We start from the raw sequence: 16081 nt of genomic DNA, 5'->3' as shown, positions 1-16081 counted from the left end.
CGAGCGAGATTCCATGGGCACCACCGCTTCTTTCAGTTACGCCAGCGCCGCGCTGGCGTTTGTGCTCTTGTGCCTGCCATTGCTGACCCGTTGGCGTGGCCGGCCTCATACACGCCTGTTTGCGGTCGCATGCGCCGCAACGCTGCCCTGGTGTGCGGCGATGGCTGGCCTGGCTTACAACGCGGTGCCGGCAGTGGCCGCCGAGCTGGCCGAACTGCTGCGCACCGGGGCCTGGACGGCAGTGCTGTTCGCCATGCTGGGCCAGCTACGTGCGGCCGGTGGCGCGCGGCGCCGCAGCAGCTTGCTGACATTTTCCGTCGGCTTGTACCTGCTGCTGCTGGCCGCAACGCTGGCGGAACCGGTGCTACCCACGGGATTGCGGTTCCAGGTGACGGTGATCGGCCGTGTCGGCACCGCGGTGCTGGGCATGTTGCTGGTCGAGCAGCTGTACCGCAATGCCGGTACCCAAAGCCGTTGGGCCATCAAATTTGCCTGCCTGGGCCTGGGCGGCATCTTTGCCTATGATTTCTACATGTACAGCGACATGCTGCTGTTCCGGGAGCTGAACCGTGACCTCTGGGCCGCGCGCGGCATCGTCAATGCCCTGACCGCACCACTCCTGGCGCTGTCGCTGTTGCGCAGTGCGTCCTGGGCCGGCCATCTGGCCGTATCGCGGAGGATGCTGTTCCATTCAGCGGCGCTGATCGGCTCCGCGGTTTACCTGCTGGCGATGAGTTCGGCCGCATATTACCTGCGTTTCGTCGGCGGCAGCTGGGGCTCGCTGATGCAGCTCGTGTTCTTGTTTGGCGCCTCGATGTTGCTGGCGGGGATCCTGTTTTCCGGCAGATTCCGTGCCTGGCTCAAGGTTTTCATCAGCAAGCACTTTTACCGTTACAACTACGATTACCGCGATGAATGGCTGAGTTTTACGCGCACCTTGTCGCATCCAGGCCCCGGGCTTGGGGAACGCACGATCCAGGCATTGGCGGCGCTCGTGGAAAGCCCCGGTGGTGCGCTGTGGATACGGCGCGATACGCGTTGCGAGCCCGCCGCACACTGGCAAACGGCCCCGGCAGCAGTGGTCGAGCCGGCCGATTCGCCCTTCTGCCGCTTCATTGAAGAGAAGCAGTGGGTGGTGGACCTCGGCGAGCGGAACACCGGCGAGCCGTCGCTGCCCGAATGGCTGCGTGCAATTCCGCGGGCATGGCTGGTGGTGCCGTTGATGCTGCATGGCCGCCTGCATGGCTTCATCGTGCTGCAGCAGCCGCGCAGTCCGGTCGCGCTGAACTGGGAAGTACTGGACCTGTTGAAGGTGGCCGGCACGCAGGCTGCCAGCTATCTGGCGCAGCAGGAGGCCGACAACGCACTGATGCTGGCGCGGCAGTTCGACTCGTTCAACCGGCTGTCGACCTTTGTCGTGCACGACCTGAAGAACCTGGTGGCACAGCTGTCGCTATTGACCGCCAATGCGGAAAAGCATCGCGACAATCCTGAATTCCAGCGCGACATGCAGGATACGGTAAGCTATTCCGTGCAAAAGATGAAACTGATGCTGCAGAAGCTGAGCCGCACTGCCACGCCCGCGCATGCCCGACCACTGGCCGTGGACCAGGTGCTGGCCGGCGCGGTGGCACTGAAGGCAGCGTTCGAACCCAAGCCGGCACTGCATCTGGGGCCGCCTGGCCTGTCGGTCCTGGCCGACGCCGAGCGCCTGGAGCGCGTGCTCGGGCACCTGATCCAGAATGCGATCGAGGCAACGCCGCGCGACGGCCGCGTGTGGGTGCGTGTCGATGGCACAGCCGACATGGTGACGATCGAAATCGGTGACACGGGGCAGGGCATGAACGAAGCGTTCGTGCGCGAGCGCCTGTTCAAGCCGTTCGATTCGACCAAGTCGGCCGGCATGGGCATTGGCGCCTTTGAAAGCCGGGAATACATACATGAACTGGGTGGGCAGCTCGATGTGCGCAGCGAACCAGGGCAGGGAACCACGTTTACGGTGACCCTGCCGCTGTACCGCGCGGATGCCATCGGGGTCGCCGCCTGAAACGCGCCAGCTGCAAGCCGAAGCTGGGAGCCAAGACTGAGCCGGGAATCCGGCACGAGGACTGTTGTGACGCAAACCAAACCGAAGCTGTTGATCATCGAGGATGACCCGGGCCTGCAAAAGCAGCTGCGCTGGAGCCTGGATGCCTATGACGTGGTGGTGGCCAGCGACCGCGAAGCGGCATTGGCCCAGTTGCGCCGCCATGAGCCGGCCGTCGTGACGATGGACCTGGGCCTGCCTCCCGATCCCGATGGCGCCACCGAAGGCCTGGCCACGCTGGCGCAGATGCTGGCACTGGCGCCCGAGACAAAGGTGATTGTCCTGACCGGCAACCAGGACCGCAGCCATGCGGTGAAGGCGATTGCGATGGGCGCCTACGATTTCCACCAGAAACCATGCGAGCCGGATTTGCTGAACCTGGTGATCCAGCGCGCGTTCGTGCTGCATGGGCTGCAGCAGGAACACCGCCGGTTGCAGCAGGGCCAGGCCGACTCGCCACTATCCGGCGTGATCAGCCGCGACCCGGGAATGCTGAAGGTTTGCCGCAATATCGAAAAGGTGGCACCCAGTTCCGCGACAGTAATGGTGCTGGGCGAGAGCGGCACCGGCAAGGAAGTGCTGGCCCGCGCGCTGCATCAGCTGTCGCCACGGGCGAAGGAGCGGTTCATGGCGATCAATTGCGCGGCCATTCCCGAAACGCTGCTCGAATCGGAGCTGTTCGGCTACGAGAAGGGCGCCTTTACCGGTGCCGTCAAGCAGACCAAGGGCAAGGTGGAACTGGCGAACGGTGGCACGTTCTTCCTCGACGAGGTGGGCGACTTGCCGATGCCGCTGCAGGCCAAGCTGCTGCGCTTCCTGCAGGAGCGCGTGATCGAACGCGTTGGCGGCCACGAGGAAATCCCGGTCGACGTGCGGATCATCTGCGCCACGCACCAGAACCTGAAAGCGCTGGCCGCCACCGGCAAGTTCCGCGAAGACCTTTACTACCGCCTGTCCGAAATCGTGCTGACGATTCCGCCGCTGCGCGACCGCAACGGCGACTCGGTACTGCTGGCCCAGCATTTCAAGAATCGCTTCTGCGCGCAGGAAGGCCGGTCCATGTTGCACTTCGCGCCCGATGCGCTGGCGCAGATCGCCCGCCACGACTGGCCGGGCAATGTGCGCGAGATGGAAAACTGCATCAAGCGCGCCATCATCATGGCGGATGGCCCGGCGATCACGGCCGACGACCTCGGCCTGGGCCTGGGGCCTGTCGAGGACGAGCCGCTGAACCTGCGCCAGGTGCGCGACGAGGCCGAATACAAGGCGATCGTCAAGGCGCTGGCGCGGGTCGACGGCAATATCCTCAAGGCCGCCGAACTGCTTGGCGTCAGCCGTCCCACGCTGTACGACCTGATGGACCGCCATACGATCCGGCCCACGGTGGCCCAGGCCTGACGGACCGCCGATGGGTTTCCTGTTGCTGCTGTACGCGGTGCTGCTGATCTATGGCAGCTGGTATCCATTCGCCTGGGGCGAGCCGCCGGTGGCGCCGTGGACGTTCCTGCATACCTTGCCGACCTACCTGGACAAGGGCGACGTCGTCCAGAACGTGCTGGTATATATGCCGTTCGGCTTGCTGGCGGTGGCCTGGTGCGGACGGCGCCTGCCATTTGCGGTGGCATTGCTGCTGGCTGCCGCGGCCGGCACCATGCTCAGCCTGGGAATCGAGACCGCCCAGCAATATTTGCCGTCGCGCGTGCCGTCCCTGGTCGACGTGGCCATGAATTTCGGCGGCAGTGTCATCGGCGGCCTCATGGCGGCGCTGGTCAGCCGCCATACGATGCCCGGAGCGACGTTGCTGCGCCTGCGTGACGCCTGGTTCCGCCCGGGGCCGCTGGCCAGTACGGGCTTGATCGTCATCGGCCTGTGGATACTGTCGCAAACCAGCCCCCTGGTGCCATCGCTCGACATCGCGCAGTTGCGCAGCAAGGTCGGCTATCTGTATCGCTCGGTGACGGAACCCTGGTGGTTTGATTGGGGCCGGCTGGCGACGCTGTGGTGTTACCAGACGGCGCTGGGCATCCTGTTGTGCACATTGTTGAACCCGGGGCGGCCGCTGTTGCGCCTCTACCTGCTGCTGACGATGGTGGTCTGCGGCTGGAAGATGCTGGTGGTGGGCCGTGTGCTGTCGCTGGAGCTCGTGGCGGCGGTGGCGCTGGCATTGCCGGCCTTGCTGGTAGTACGCACGTTGCCGCCACGCATGTTGATGGCGACCGGCGTCGCACTGCTGGCAGCAGGGTTCACGATCTATGAACGGATGCAGGGCGACGCTGCGGCCTTCCACGGTGCTTTCAACTGGATTCCGTTCGAAGGGCAGATGAACGACCTCTCCGGGCTGGAGAACATTCTCGAGTTCCTGTGGCCGCCAATGGCGATGGCTTGCCTGTTGCGGCAAGTCCTGCCCTATCACCAGCAGGACGCCGGCGCCGTGGTGGGAACCGTGTTGCTGGCGCTGGCAGTGTTCCTGCTGGAGTGGCTGCAGCAGTCGGTGCCGGGCCGGTATGGCGACATCACGCAGGTCGTGCTGGCCTGCGTGGGCTGGGTCATTCCATGGTGCGTGCCGGCGCATGGCGCGCGGTCCGCGAAACCGGGGCGGCGCGCCGCCGCGGAGCAGGGCTGAGGTCTGCCGTTACCGGTCAGCGCGCTGCCGTTTCCGGCGCGGCCTCCGGGGCCGTGTCCTTCTTGCTGGCAGCTTCGTCAGCCTTGGCCGGCAGCGGCTCCACTTTGCCATCCCACTTGCGTGCGCCGACGAGCATGTTGCGCAACCCGTCGAACGGGAAATCGTGCTGGTAGGCGATTTTCGCGTGCTTGACGGCCAGGTCGTATTTCTTGGCGCGGAAATACGCGATGCCGAGGTTGTAATTGACGGAAGGGTTGTCCGGCGCTATGTCATAGGCTTTCTTCAGCAGTGGCATGGCGCGTTCTTCCTGCCCCGCGCCATAAAGGTACTTGCCGTACGCACCCCAGGCCATGCCATCGTCCGGCTTGAAGCGCACCGCCCGTTCGAAATAGCATTCCACCACGAACTTGGCGCCGTTCACCTGGCTGACCTTCATGCGTGCCGCGACCATTGCCATCGATGTCAGCGCCTTCACATGGTTTGGAAACGCGCGCAGCGTGTAATCCAGGTCGGCGCCGATCGGGCCGGTATTGCCCTTGATGCCCGCGGCGACCTCCTCGGTATAGTGCGCCATCTCCACCAGGTACAAGGCATCGGCCGGCGGTTCGCGGTAGTCGTAGGGGCCGATGCCATTTGCCAGGTCGCCACAATATGGCTTGGCACCGGCCGCCGCGGCTGCCAGCAGCAGCAGCGCCGTCGGCAGGAGCCGCTTCAAAGTTGAATTCAACATGCTTCGCTCGTTCCTTTCACCTGGGCGCTGGGCACGGAGACCGACACCTGCTGCAGCAGGCGGGCCAGTTCCGCCGTGCGCGCGCGCCGGGAATTGGCGGCGACCGCCTCGTCGGATGCGAGCGGCGCGCGGCCCGCCTCCGCCAGTTCGAGAAAGCGCAGCAGCGCTTCCTGGATGCCGGCCTTGTCATCGAGCGGGCCGATCGTGTCGATACCGGCATGGCGCAGCGCGGCCGCGGTATCGCCGATTGCATCGGTCAACGCGAGCACCGGCCTGCGTGCCCGCAGGTACTCATACAGCTTGGCCGGGATCTGGTGGTTGCAATTGGTGGCTTGCAGTACCAGCAGGCCATCGGCGCCGAGCATCTCGGCCAGCGCATCGCGGTAGGCGATGTGGGGCGCGAGGCTGACGATATCGCCGATGCCGTATTTTTCGATCAGCGGGATCAGGTAGCTATCGTGCGCGGTGGCGCGCAGCACGATGCGCAGGCGCGCGGCCGTCACGGTGCCGCCTTCCTTCAGGCTGGCCAGCGCTTCGAAGAGCGGCACCGGGTCGCGCTCGGAAGGGTAGATGATGCCGCTGTGGATCAGCGTGAAGGGCCGGCCGGCAACCGGTGTCGGCGGCTTCTGCAGCGCGGCGGCATTGGCAAAGTTTTCCTCGTCGTAGCCGTTCTCGATCAAGGCGAAGCGGCTGGCGGGAATGTCGGGGAAGCGCTTCGTGTAAGTAACGATCGCACCCGGCGTGGTGCACACGGCCAGCGCGCAGTTACGCACCGTCTTTTCCTCGATCCACCGATAGAAGCGGCGGGTCACCGGATCGGCGGGGTAGTCGACGTCCGTCATCGGGTCGCGCAGGTCGGCGATCCACGGCAGGCCCGTGAGCTTGTGCAGGGCCAGGCCAATCAGCTTCGCGCTGGCGATCGGGTAGGTCGACCAGATTACCTGTGGCTTGTATTTGCGGACCAGCCGCAGCCCGGCGGGAATCGCGCCCAGGCACCAGCTCACCCAGCGGTCCGGCAGTGCCATCCAGCCCACGTAGCGGCCGCGCACGGACAGGTGGCGCGACGTGTCGAGCGCGAACGCACGGTGCACGATGGCTTCCTTTGGAATCTCGGCCAACTGGTCGTTGCCGCTGTTGGCATAGGCGCGCGGGCTGGCGGACAGCACCAGCGGCTGCCAGCCATGCTGCGGCAGGTACTGCGAAAACTTCAGCGTGCGCTGGATGCCGCTGCTGCCGCGCATCGGCGGGTAGTGATAGGCGATCATGAGCACGCGATTCATGCCCGTGCTCCGATCTCGTGTGCCCGGTTCCCGGTTTGTCCGGTTTCATGCACCCATGCCGCGGTCCAGGCAGCGACCTGGTCGCGCCACTCGCGGCGCGAGAATGTATGATCCGCCGCCGGCAGCGTGCGACGCTGCACGCGCGGCGCGGCCAGCAGTTTTCGCCACTGGCGCGATGCCTTCACCATGTCGAGGAACTCCTGCGCCGTCAGGTCGGCGCCACTGATAATCAATAAAATCGGGCCTGGAAAACCTTGCCAGCCGGCCTGCATGCGCGCATGCAGGTTCGGGCTGGCAGGCATGGCCGATGCGGATGCCCGCGGCGCGGGAGCGGCTGCATCCGATGGAGCAGGAACGGCCGCTCCTGGCTGTTCGGTCGCGCCGCCACGCGATGCCCGCAACAGGCCGGTAAGCGAGCGCAATGCCTTGCCGAACTCGAACTGGCCGCTGGCGACCTTCTTCCACAGCGCCGGCTGCAACAGACGCTCCACGTAATAGTGCTTCAACGTGGCGCGCGCGTGGCCATCCGGCGTGCGTGCCCATGGGTTGAGGAGCACGAGGCCGGATACGCGGCGGTCGTGCTGTGCGTAGAACAGCGCAGCGCTGGCGGCATCGCACAAGCCCCAGATCACCACTTCCTCCATGCCCGGCACGGCGGCCATGAAACGGTCGATGGCGGCGCGCAGGTCGCTGTCGACGTCCTCGAAATTGCGTGCCGGCCCGCCGCTGTCGCCCATGCCGCGGTAGTCGAAACGCATGGCCGGAATGCCCTGGGCCGCCAGCGCGCGCGCCAGCAGGGCGAACTGGCGGTGACTGCCGGCGCGGTACTGCGGGCCGCCGACGACGATCAGCACACCGCGCCGCTGCAAAGGCGAAGCGCACTGCGCGGCAGGGCTCAGGATCGCCGTCAGCCACTCGCCGGCACAGGGGAACGTCAGCGCTTGTTCGTCAGGCGGCATGGCATGGCTCGGGCAGCGATTCGATGGTGGCGTCGAGCAGCGTTTGGCACTCCTCGATTTCCTGCGTGGCCCAGAATTGCGGGCCCGCGACGACGTGTGTCGACACAGTCGCGCCGGCCGCGCCCAGCGCACTGACGGCACGTGCGGCGGCTGGCGACAGTGGGCGGCCGCTCTCCGCCGCGATGTCGAACCAGTGCACCGGGCAGGCCGGTGGTGTGAATTTGTCCGCCGAGCGCGTCTCGATCGCCAGCGCGAGGGCGGGATCGATCGTATAGCCGGCGATTTCCAGCGCTTGACCGGCTGCAAGGCTCTGCTTGAGCGCGGCCGTTCCGCCACTATTGTTGCCGCCATCCCTGCCATCGGTCAGCATCTGGCTGGCCACCTTCAAGCGCAGGAACTGGGTGAGGAACTGGCTGCCATTCGTCACCGGTTGCCAGAGCAGGAGCCCGGGCAACGGGCGCGCCTGCGCCATTTGCTGTGCAACATCGAGCGCCAGCAGGGCGCCCAGGCGCAAGCCCCACAGGCCGGCGGCACAGCCGCTCTGCTGTTCGAGCCAGGCCAGGCCGCGTGCCGCATCTTCCTGCCAGATTTCCCAGCGCGCGTCGCCGAAATCACCGGCGCTGTCGCCGCAGCCGTACAAGTCGAGCTGCAATACCGCGTAACCATGCTGCGCGAGCGCGCGCGCCTGCAGCGCGGCCATCCGGCGCGACTTGTTCATTTCCTCGGCAAACGGATGCAGGTAGAGCCATGCGCCGCGGCATGCGCCGACAGGCGCGTGGTACAGGCAGAAACGCGCCGCCGCGCCGCTGTCCAGGAAGAACGGCTGCGCGGGCGGCGCGGCGGCGATGGTGTTCATGTCGGGGCGTTTCAGGCGGTGAGCTTGTGCTTGACGAAAGCGGTCAGGCTGCCCAGGGTGGCGAAGGTTTCGGCGCTGATCTCGTCGTCATCCACCGCGAAGCCGAACTGCTCTTCCAGCGCGCCGATCAGCTGGACGACTGCCATCGAGTCCAGTTCGGGGATGCTGCCCAGCAGGGCGGAATGCTCGTCCAGCGAGCGGCCAGCCGGGCCAAGTGCGAGGACGTCGATGACAATCTGCTTTACTTCGTCGAGATACATGTTTACTCCATGGTTGAGGTTTGCTGCCGCGTGGCGACCGGCACAGGGGCCGGGGCGGCGAATTTGCCGCGCAACCTCTGCACCATGGCGTTACGTTCGCCGGCGGCGGCATGCAGCTGGCGAAGTACCGGCCAGCGGTAATGGTTGACATGGTACATGGTCCGGATTTCGTCGGTCCAGCGGGTATGCCATTCCATCACTTTGCCGTAGAACTCCAGCCGTGCGTACTGTCTTTCATCAAACAGTCGCTGGCAGCATTCCTCTCTCATCAACAACGTCGGCGACAGGCTGGCCGGTACCGATTCGTCATAGGTGGTCTTCAGTACGATCAGGGCGCCATCGCCCTCGATGCACAAGTCCATCGCCACCAGCTGCGCATCGAAGTAATAACGGTACACCGCGGCCTGGCCGCGGTTCGCGAACCCTTCCAGCATCGCCGTGTAGAAGCGGCCCTGGTCATTGTCCGGATGGATGGCCGTGCCCAGCTGCGCTTTCCAGCCTGCGCTTTCCAGCCGCCCGTAGTCCGCCACGGCGGCTGCCATCTGGCCTGGCAGCCGGTCGATCTGCATGCGCGTGGCAATGCCATCCTTCTGCAGCCGCGAACGTTGTTTTTTCAGGTTGCTGCGCAGGTTCTTGCCGCGCGCATTCCAGTAATCCTCGAAGCTGCCGGTGATCGGCACATGGGCGGTACGGATGTAATCGAGCGTACTGGTGACGGTACTGTCTGCGGGGCGGGGTTCGAGTTGCGGATCGCGCTGTTTCAAGCCGACCATCAGCGCAAATCCCGGCAACTTGCGCGTCAGCGGCGGCAATAACTGGTCGAGCGGGATGCCGGGACGGTGCAACCACAGGCCGATCGGCGCCTGCGACGGCTGCAGCGCTTCCCACACGCCGCGCCCGCGTGGCGCCAGGATGCCCATCGCAATGGTGTCGCCGCCAGCCTCGCACAGCGCCAGTTGCCCTTGCGGGTCGCCAAACTCGGCAAGCAAGGGCAGCACGAACTCGGGCTCCAGCAAGGGCGAGCGGGTGGTGGCCGCGTTCAACTGGCGCCATGCCTCGGCATGGTCGGCAAACGCGCTTGCCGGGTACAAGTGCCATTTCATCGCGGTCCTCCTCCGTTGACCGCGCTGCGCACCTGGCCGATCATCCATTCGATTTCATCGCCGCGCAGCTCCTGGTGGCAGGGAAACTGCAATACGCGGCGCGACAGGTTCACGCTGTTTTCACACACGGTCGCATCGACGCCGGGCCACAGGTACTCACCGAAACGTATCACCGGGACCCCGGCGCTTTTCAGCGAGCGGAAAAGCACCTGGGGGTCGTCGCACAACAGCGGGAACACCCAAGGGTAGACGCCGTCCGGCAAGGCAGCGAACAGGGGGCGGCAGCCGGGGAGTGTGGACAGCGCGTCGTACAGCCGGCGGTAATTGCGGCGGCGCAGCTCACCCATCCGGCGGCGCGATACCAGTCGCAACATCAATCGTGAATATAGCGACGAGCGCTTGGTCAACCAGGCTGGATCGAAACCGAAACCGCCGTCGGACGACCCAGGTGCCAGTGCCGGCGCATCGCCATGACGGCGTGCCTTGATCACCCCCCACACGGCGTTCTTGGCGGCCATCGGCAGCGCCATCAGTGCACGCAGCAGTGGCAGCCGGCCATAGGCAAAGCCGTTTTCAACGGAGTTCAGGAAGACCTTCGCCTCGAAGGCCGCACCGGCCGACTGCAGGGCAACCCCGTCGAGCCGATGACGCGCCGAGACGAGGCAACCGCCTTCATACACAGGAAAGAACTTCATGCTGCTGGCGATCGCATAGTCGCCCCATGAACCCAGCGAGCGCCCGGCGTGGTGGCCAAGGAATGAGTGCGCGCAATCTTCCAGCAACTGCATGCCATGCGCATCGCAAAAGGCGCGCAGTGCCGGCAGCGGCTGGTGAAAGCCGTAATAGTTGGTTGCCATCAGCGCCTTGATGTTACCGGTGCTGGCGGCCTTGGCGGCAATGTCGTCCAGGTCCACCGTGGTATCGGGGCGGATGCGGTAGAACAGCGGCGTGGCACCAGCCCAGATGACCGGTTCGATCATCGATGCGCAGTGGTAAGACGGCACCATGACGGTGTCGCCAAGCCCGATCCCCATCTGTTTCAACGCCAGCGCGATCGCAACGCGGCCACTGGTCACGAAGCGGACCTGGCCCGCATCGAGGATCGATGGTGCTGGCGCGCCACCCATCCGAAGGAACGAGGCGAGCGACAGGGCGGGCGCGACCGGCAGACGGGAGCGCGGGAAGTCGGCGGGAGATAACGGAAGAGGCTGCATTGGCGCCTGCTCAATGTCCGCTGGCTTCATATCTGAAATGCTGATCTTTCCCATGGTCGTCTCGGTTGAGCCAATTTCCAGAACAAAACTAACGGCGTTTCACATCATACATCAAAAGATTGCTAAAAATTTATGTTAATTGTTGTTTTCGGAACAATGCATGAGGAAAATTTCGGTCAAATATTGCCAAAAAACAGGAAGGAAGTGATTGTAAAATGTTAATATTCCCGCCTAGGTTTCCGTATGGTTACAAAATAGTTACATTTCGGCCCAGCCCTTTGCAGGACATGATATGAGCGACTTGATCCACGACTTCATCTTCCGCTCGGCCGGCCGGACACCCGGTGCCGAAGCCCTCGTCCACGGTACCCGCCGCCTCGATTACGCCGGCCTTGCCGACCTGATCCGCCGCACTGCCGCAGCTCTGCTGGCATCGGGCCTTGAACGCGGCGAGCGCGTCGCTGTCTACATGGAAAAGAATGTCGAGAATGTGGGCGCGATGTTCGGTGCGGCTGCGGCGGGCGGCGTGTTCGTGCCCGTCAATCCGCTTCTCAAGCCGGAGCAGGTCGCCTACATCCTGGCCGATTGCAACGTCCGCGTGCTGGTCACCACCATCGATCGCCTGAAGCTGTTGAAGGATGTGCTGCCGGCCTGCCGCGACCTGCGGCTGGTGGTGGCAGTAGGCGGTAACGACACACTGCCTGCGGTGCATGACGTCGAAGTATTGTCCTGGGATGGCGCCATCGCGCGCGGTGAGGCCAGCTCCCGGCCGGGGCACCGCGCGATCGACGGCGACATGGCCGCGATCCTGTACACGTCCGGCAGTACCGGCAAGCCGAAGGGCGTGGTGCTGTCGCACCGGAACATGGTGGCAGGCGCGCACAGCGTGGCCAGCTACCTGGAAAATACCGCGCAAGACCGTATCCTCGCCGTGCTGCCGCTGTCGTTCGACTACGGCCTGTCGCAGCTGACGACGGCGTTCCACGTGGGCGCCACGGCCGTGCTGATCAACCACCTGCTGCCGCGCGACGTGCTCAATGCCGTCGTCGCCGAACGCATCACGGGCCTGGCCGCCGTGCCGCCGCTGTGGATGCAGCTGGCGCCGCTGCCATGGCCGGCAGAGTGCACGCTGCGCTACCTGACCAACTCCGGCGGCGCGATGCAGCGCCCCACGCTGGATGCCCTGCGCCGCGCACTGCCGAACGCCCGGCCGTTCCTCATGTACGGCCTGACCGAAGCGTTCCGCTCCACTTACCTGCCGCCGGAAGAACTGGACCGCCGCCCCGATTCGATGGGCAAGGCGATCCCGAATGCGGAGGTGGTGGTGCTGCGGCCGGATGGCACCGAATGCGCACCGCACGAGCCGGGCGAACTGGTACATCGGGGCGCGCTGGTATCGCTTGGGTACTGGAATGATCCGAGCAAGACCGCGGAACGTTTCAAGCCGGTGGCACCGCGGCATTATGGCCTGCCCCTCACGGAGCTCGCCGTATGGTCCGGCGACACAGTGCGGCGCGACGAGGATGGCTTCCTGTACTTCATCAGCCGCAACGACGAGATGATCAAGACTTCCGGGTACCGCGTCAGCCCGACCGAGGTGGAAGAAGTGGTGTATGCGCGCGAGCATGTCGCCGAGGCGGCTGCGCTTGGCGTCAAGCATCCGGCCCTGGGGCAGGCTATCGTCGTCGTTGCCTTCCCGCGCGAGGGCGCGGCGCTGACGGCGGGCGACCTGCTGGCCGCATGCAAGCCGCATCTGCCTGCCTACATGCTGCCGCAAAAGGTCGTCATCGCCGATGCCGCGCTACCGCGCAACCCGAACGGCAAGATCGACCGCAAGCTGTTGTCCACGCAGTACGAAAACGTCTTCGGGGAGCCGCACCAATGAACGCGCCGCGCCCGCAGCATGCGCCGTTGCTGCAATTTCCTGTCGTCGACGATTGCCTGCAGGTCGGCGGCGTGCCACTGCCCCGGCTGGCGCAGCGGGTTGGCCAGACCCCGTTCTATGCCTATGACCGCGGCGCCCTGACGGCGCGCGTGGCCGAGCTGCGCCGGCACTTGCCGGCCGACGTACACCTGCACTATGCGATGAAGGCGAACCCCATGCCGGCGGTGGTGCAGCACATGGCCACGCTGGTCGATGGCATCGACGTGGCCTCCGGTGGCGAACTGCGGGTGGCGCTCGACACGCCGATGAACCCGCTGCACATCAGCTTTGCCGGTCCGGGCAAGAGCGACCTGGACCTGTCGTGCGCGATCGCATCCGGCATCGTTCTTAACCTGGAATCCGAGGGCGAAACGGAGCGGGCGGCGCGGATCGGCGACACGTTGGGCATCACGCCGCGCGTCAACGTGCGCGTGAATCCCGACTTCGAATTGAAATCGTCGGGCATGAAGATGGGCGGCGGGCCGAAACAGTTCGGCGTCGATGCCGAGCGGGTGCCGGCGCTGCTGCGCCGCATTGGCGAACTGGGTCTCGATTTCCACGGCTTCCACATCTTTTCGGGCTCGCAGAACCTGAAGGCGCAAGCGCTGCACGAAGCGCACGAGAAGACATTTGCGCTGGCGCTGCGGCTGGCAGAGGATGCACCGCGCGCGCCACGCATCCTGAATATCGGCGGGGGCTTTGGCATACCGTATTTCCCTGGCGAGGAACGGCTCGACCTGGCGGCCGTGGGCGCCAACCTGCATGCGGTGATGGAAGGCGTGCGTCCGCAGTTGCAGGGCGCACAGGTCGTCATCGAACTGGGCCGCTACCTGGTCGGTGAAGCCGGTGTGTATGTCTGCCGCGTGGTCGATCGCAAGGAATCGCGCGGCAGCGTGTACCTGGTGACCGATGGCGGTCTGCATCACCACCTGTCCGCCTCCGGCAATTTCGGCCAGGTCATCCGCAAGAACTATCCAGTCGTCATCGGCAACCGGGTGCAAGGCGGCGAACGCGAAAAGGCATCCGTCGTCGGGCCGCTGTGCACGCCGCTGGATGTGCTGGCCGACGGCATGGACCTGGCGCGTGGAGAACCGGGCGACCTGGTTGCCGTGCTGCAGTCGGGAGCCTATGGCGTGTCCGCCAGCCCGGCAGGATTCCTCAGCCATCCGGTGGCGCCGGAAATACTGGTCTGAACTGAACATATTAGGGGTGCACGATGAGCGGTATTTGTGGATGGATCGGCCACGGCGCGCAAGACCGTGACCTGATCGGCAGGATGGCTGCGCCGCTGGCGCGGTTCGACGACAGTGCCGTGCACCAGGCCGAAGGCAGCCGCTCGGCGGCCGCGGTGGCAGGCGCAGGCGACGTGCACCGCCAGGACGGCCTGCTGATCGCGCTGTGGGGCCATCCGGTGCTGCGCGATCCCGCGCTGGCCCAGCAGGCTGGCACGCGCGGCACCGCAGCGGTGCTGGCCGCGCAACGCCATCTTGGCGCGGAAAAACTGTGCGGGCTGCTGGGTGGCGCCTTTGCGCTGTGCATCCTCGACGAGCGCGCCGGCGAGGCGATCCTCGCGATCGACCGCCTGGGCGTGCACCCGCTGACGTGGCAACTGGCCGGCGAGGCGCTGCTGTTCGCGTCATCGGCCGATGCCCTGATCCGCCATCCGCTGGCGCGCCGCGACATCGATCCGCAAGGCATCTACAACTACGTGTACTTCCACATGGTGCCGGCGCCCGGCACCGTGTACAAGGACCAGCAGCGGCTGCTGCCAGGCCATTTCCTGCATTACCGCCAAGGGCGTGTCGAGACCCGTCCGTATTGGCAAATGGCGTTCCAGGAAGATGGCAGGCGCTCGTTCGACGACCTGAAGGAAGAATTCCTTGCCCAGTTGAAGAACGGCGTGCGCGAAGCATCGGCCGGTGCGAAGGTCGGCGCCTTCCTTTCCGGCGGAACCGACAGTTCGACGATCGCCGGCATGCTGTGCGATGTCGGCGGCGCACCGGCCGAGACCTACTCGATCGGCTTTGCCGCGCAAGGCTACGATGAAATGGAATATGCGCGCATCGCCTCGCGCCATTTCGGCACCCATCACCATGAGTACTACGTCACGCCCGATGACGTGGTGGCCGCGATTCCCGAGGTGGCCGCCGTGTGCGACCAGCCGTTCGGCAATGCGTCGGCGGTGCCGGCGTTCTACTGCGCGCGCATGGCCCGCAAGGATGGGGTAACGCGCATGCTCGGCGGCGATGGCGGCGATGAGCTCTTTGGCGGCAACGAGCGCTATGCGAAGCAGCACGTGTTCGCCCGCTATGAGCAGGTACCGTCGCTGTTCCGCAAGGCGCTGCTGGAGCCGGCCATCTTCAACTTCCCCGGCGGCGACCGCGTGACACTGCTGCGCAAGGCGCGCAGCTACATCGAGCAGGCCTCGGTGGCGATGCCGGCGCGCCTGGAAACCTACAATTTGCTGGGCCGTTATGGTGCGCGCCAGGTATTCACCGAAGATTTCCTCGCCGGTGCCGATACGAATCAGCCGCTGGCCGGCCTGGCCCAAACATACGGCGCCAGCGAGGCGAAAAGCCTGATCAACCGGATGCTGGCGCTGGACCTGAAGATCACGCTGGCCGACAACGACCTGCCGAAGGTGATGAAGGCCTGCGAGCTGGCTGGCGTGGAGGTGGCGTTCCCGTTCCTGAACGACGCGATGGTGGCCTTTTCCGCCGGCCTCACGCCACAGCAGAAGCTCAATGGCACGCAACTGCGCTGGTTCTTCAAGGAAGCGCTGAAAGGCTTCCTGCCGCCGGAAATCATCACCAAGCAAAAGCACGGCTTCGGCCTGCCATTCGGTGTGTGGCTGCAGGAGCACAAGGCGCTGCAGGACCTGGCGTCGGACAGCCTGACGGACCTGAAGAAGCGCGGTATCGTGCGCGGCGACTTCATCGACCAGCTCACCGGCACGCACCTGCGCGAACATGCGGGCTATCACGGCACGATGGTATGGGTGCTGATGATGCTGGAACAGTGGTTCCGCCAGCGCACCGGAGCCTGA

At 65.3% G+C, this 16081-nt stretch carries 13 protein-coding genes; 6 read left to right on the top strand and 7 right to left on the bottom strand.

What is annotated here, in order from left to right; all coding sequences use genetic code 11:
- Positions 1–13: 13 nt before the first annotated feature.
- The 3 genes from prsK to EWM63_RS12095 all read left to right on the top strand — a co-directional run bounded on the left by prsK (position 14) and on the right by EWM63_RS12095 (position 4709).
- Positions 14–2047, top strand: coding sequence for an XrtA/PEP-CTERM system histidine kinase PrsK (gene prsK / locus EWM63_RS12105; protein ID WP_130186746.1), 2034 nt, complete (start codon positions 14–16; stop codon positions 2045–2047).
- A 66-nt stretch (positions 2048–2113) separates the two neighbouring features.
- The gene (gene prsR / locus EWM63_RS12100) at positions 2114–3484 is read left to right on the top strand and encodes a PEP-CTERM-box response regulator transcription factor (protein WP_130186745.1); all 1371 of its coding nucleotides are present in this window, start codon (positions 2114–2116) and stop codon (positions 3482–3484) included.
- A 10-nt stretch (positions 3485–3494) separates the two neighbouring features.
- Positions 3495–4709 carry a VanZ family protein gene (locus tag EWM63_RS12095; RefSeq protein WP_130186744.1) on the top strand — a complete coding sequence of 405 codons (1215 nt, stop codon included), beginning with the start codon at positions 3495–3497 and terminating at the stop codon, positions 4707–4709.
- 16 nt (positions 4710–4725) lie between these two features.
- Here the strand turns inward: EWM63_RS12095 and EWM63_RS12090 are convergent, their stop codons facing one another.
- The 7 genes from EWM63_RS12090 to EWM63_RS12060 are packed head-to-tail and all read right to left on the bottom strand — an operon-like array spanning position 4726 to position 11111.
- The gene (locus EWM63_RS12090) at positions 4726–5439 is read right to left on the bottom strand and encodes a tetratricopeptide repeat protein (protein ID WP_130186743.1); all 714 of its coding nucleotides are present in this window, start codon (positions 5437–5439) and stop codon (positions 4726–4728) included.
- The gene (locus tag EWM63_RS12085) at positions 5433–6719 is read right to left on the bottom strand and encodes a glycosyltransferase (protein ID WP_229487864.1); all 1287 of its coding nucleotides are present in this window, start codon (positions 6717–6719) and stop codon (positions 5433–5435) included. Before EWM63_RS12085 ends, EWM63_RS12090 begins: the two co-directional genes overlap by 7 nt.
- On the bottom strand, positions 6716–7678 hold the full coding sequence (locus tag EWM63_RS12080; protein ID WP_130186742.1) for a hydrolase 1, exosortase A system-associated: 963 nt from the start codon (positions 7676–7678) through the stop codon (positions 6716–6718). The genes EWM63_RS12085 and EWM63_RS12080 overlap by 4 nt, the downstream gene beginning before the upstream one ends.
- Positions 7668–8534 carry a hydrolase 2, exosortase A system-associated gene (locus EWM63_RS12075; RefSeq protein WP_130186741.1) on the bottom strand — a complete coding sequence of 289 codons (867 nt, stop codon included), beginning with the start codon at positions 8532–8534 and terminating at the stop codon, positions 7668–7670. Before EWM63_RS12075 ends, EWM63_RS12080 begins: the two co-directional genes overlap by 11 nt.
- A gap of 11 nt (positions 8535–8545) precedes the next feature.
- Entirely contained in the window at positions 8546–8794 is a 249-nt protein-coding gene (locus EWM63_RS12070; RefSeq protein ID WP_130186740.1) for an acyl carrier protein, read from the bottom strand.
- 2 nt (positions 8795–8796) lie between these two features.
- Positions 8797–9897, bottom strand: a complete 1101-nt coding sequence (locus tag EWM63_RS12065) for a GNAT family N-acetyltransferase (RefSeq protein WP_130186739.1) — start codon at positions 9895–9897, stop codon at positions 8797–8799.
- Positions 9894–11111 (bottom strand): DegT/DnrJ/EryC1/StrS family aminotransferase, encoded by a 1218-nt coding sequence (locus EWM63_RS12060; RefSeq protein ID WP_130186738.1) that lies wholly within the window; start codon positions 11109–11111, stop codon positions 9894–9896. Before EWM63_RS12060 ends, EWM63_RS12065 begins: the two co-directional genes overlap by 4 nt.
- A gap of 292 nt (positions 11112–11403) precedes the next feature.
- Between EWM63_RS12060 and EWM63_RS12055 the strand changes: the two genes are divergently transcribed.
- The 3 genes from EWM63_RS12055 to EWM63_RS12045 are packed head-to-tail and all read left to right on the top strand — an operon-like array spanning position 11404 to position 16081.
- Positions 11404–12996, top strand: coding sequence for an acyl-CoA ligase (AMP-forming), exosortase A system-associated (locus tag EWM63_RS12055; RefSeq protein WP_130186737.1), 1593 nt, complete (start codon positions 11404–11406; stop codon positions 12994–12996).
- Entirely contained in the window at positions 12993–14228 is a 1236-nt protein-coding gene (locus tag EWM63_RS12050; protein ID WP_130186736.1) for a pyridoxal-dependent decarboxylase, exosortase A system-associated, read from the top strand. The genes EWM63_RS12055 and EWM63_RS12050 overlap by 4 nt, the downstream gene beginning before the upstream one ends.
- Positions 14229–14251: 23 nt before the next feature.
- Complete coding sequence (locus EWM63_RS12045) at positions 14252–16081, top strand: asparagine synthetase B family protein (RefSeq protein WP_130186735.1); 1830 nt, start codon at positions 14252–14254, stop codon at positions 16079–16081.

Source organism: Pseudoduganella lutea (genome assembly GCF_004209755.1).
In the GTDB taxonomy this organism is placed as follows: domain Bacteria; phylum Pseudomonadota; class Gammaproteobacteria; order Burkholderiales; family Burkholderiaceae_D; genus Rugamonas; species Rugamonas lutea.
This window is presented reverse-complemented; position numbering and strand designations above follow the sequence as displayed.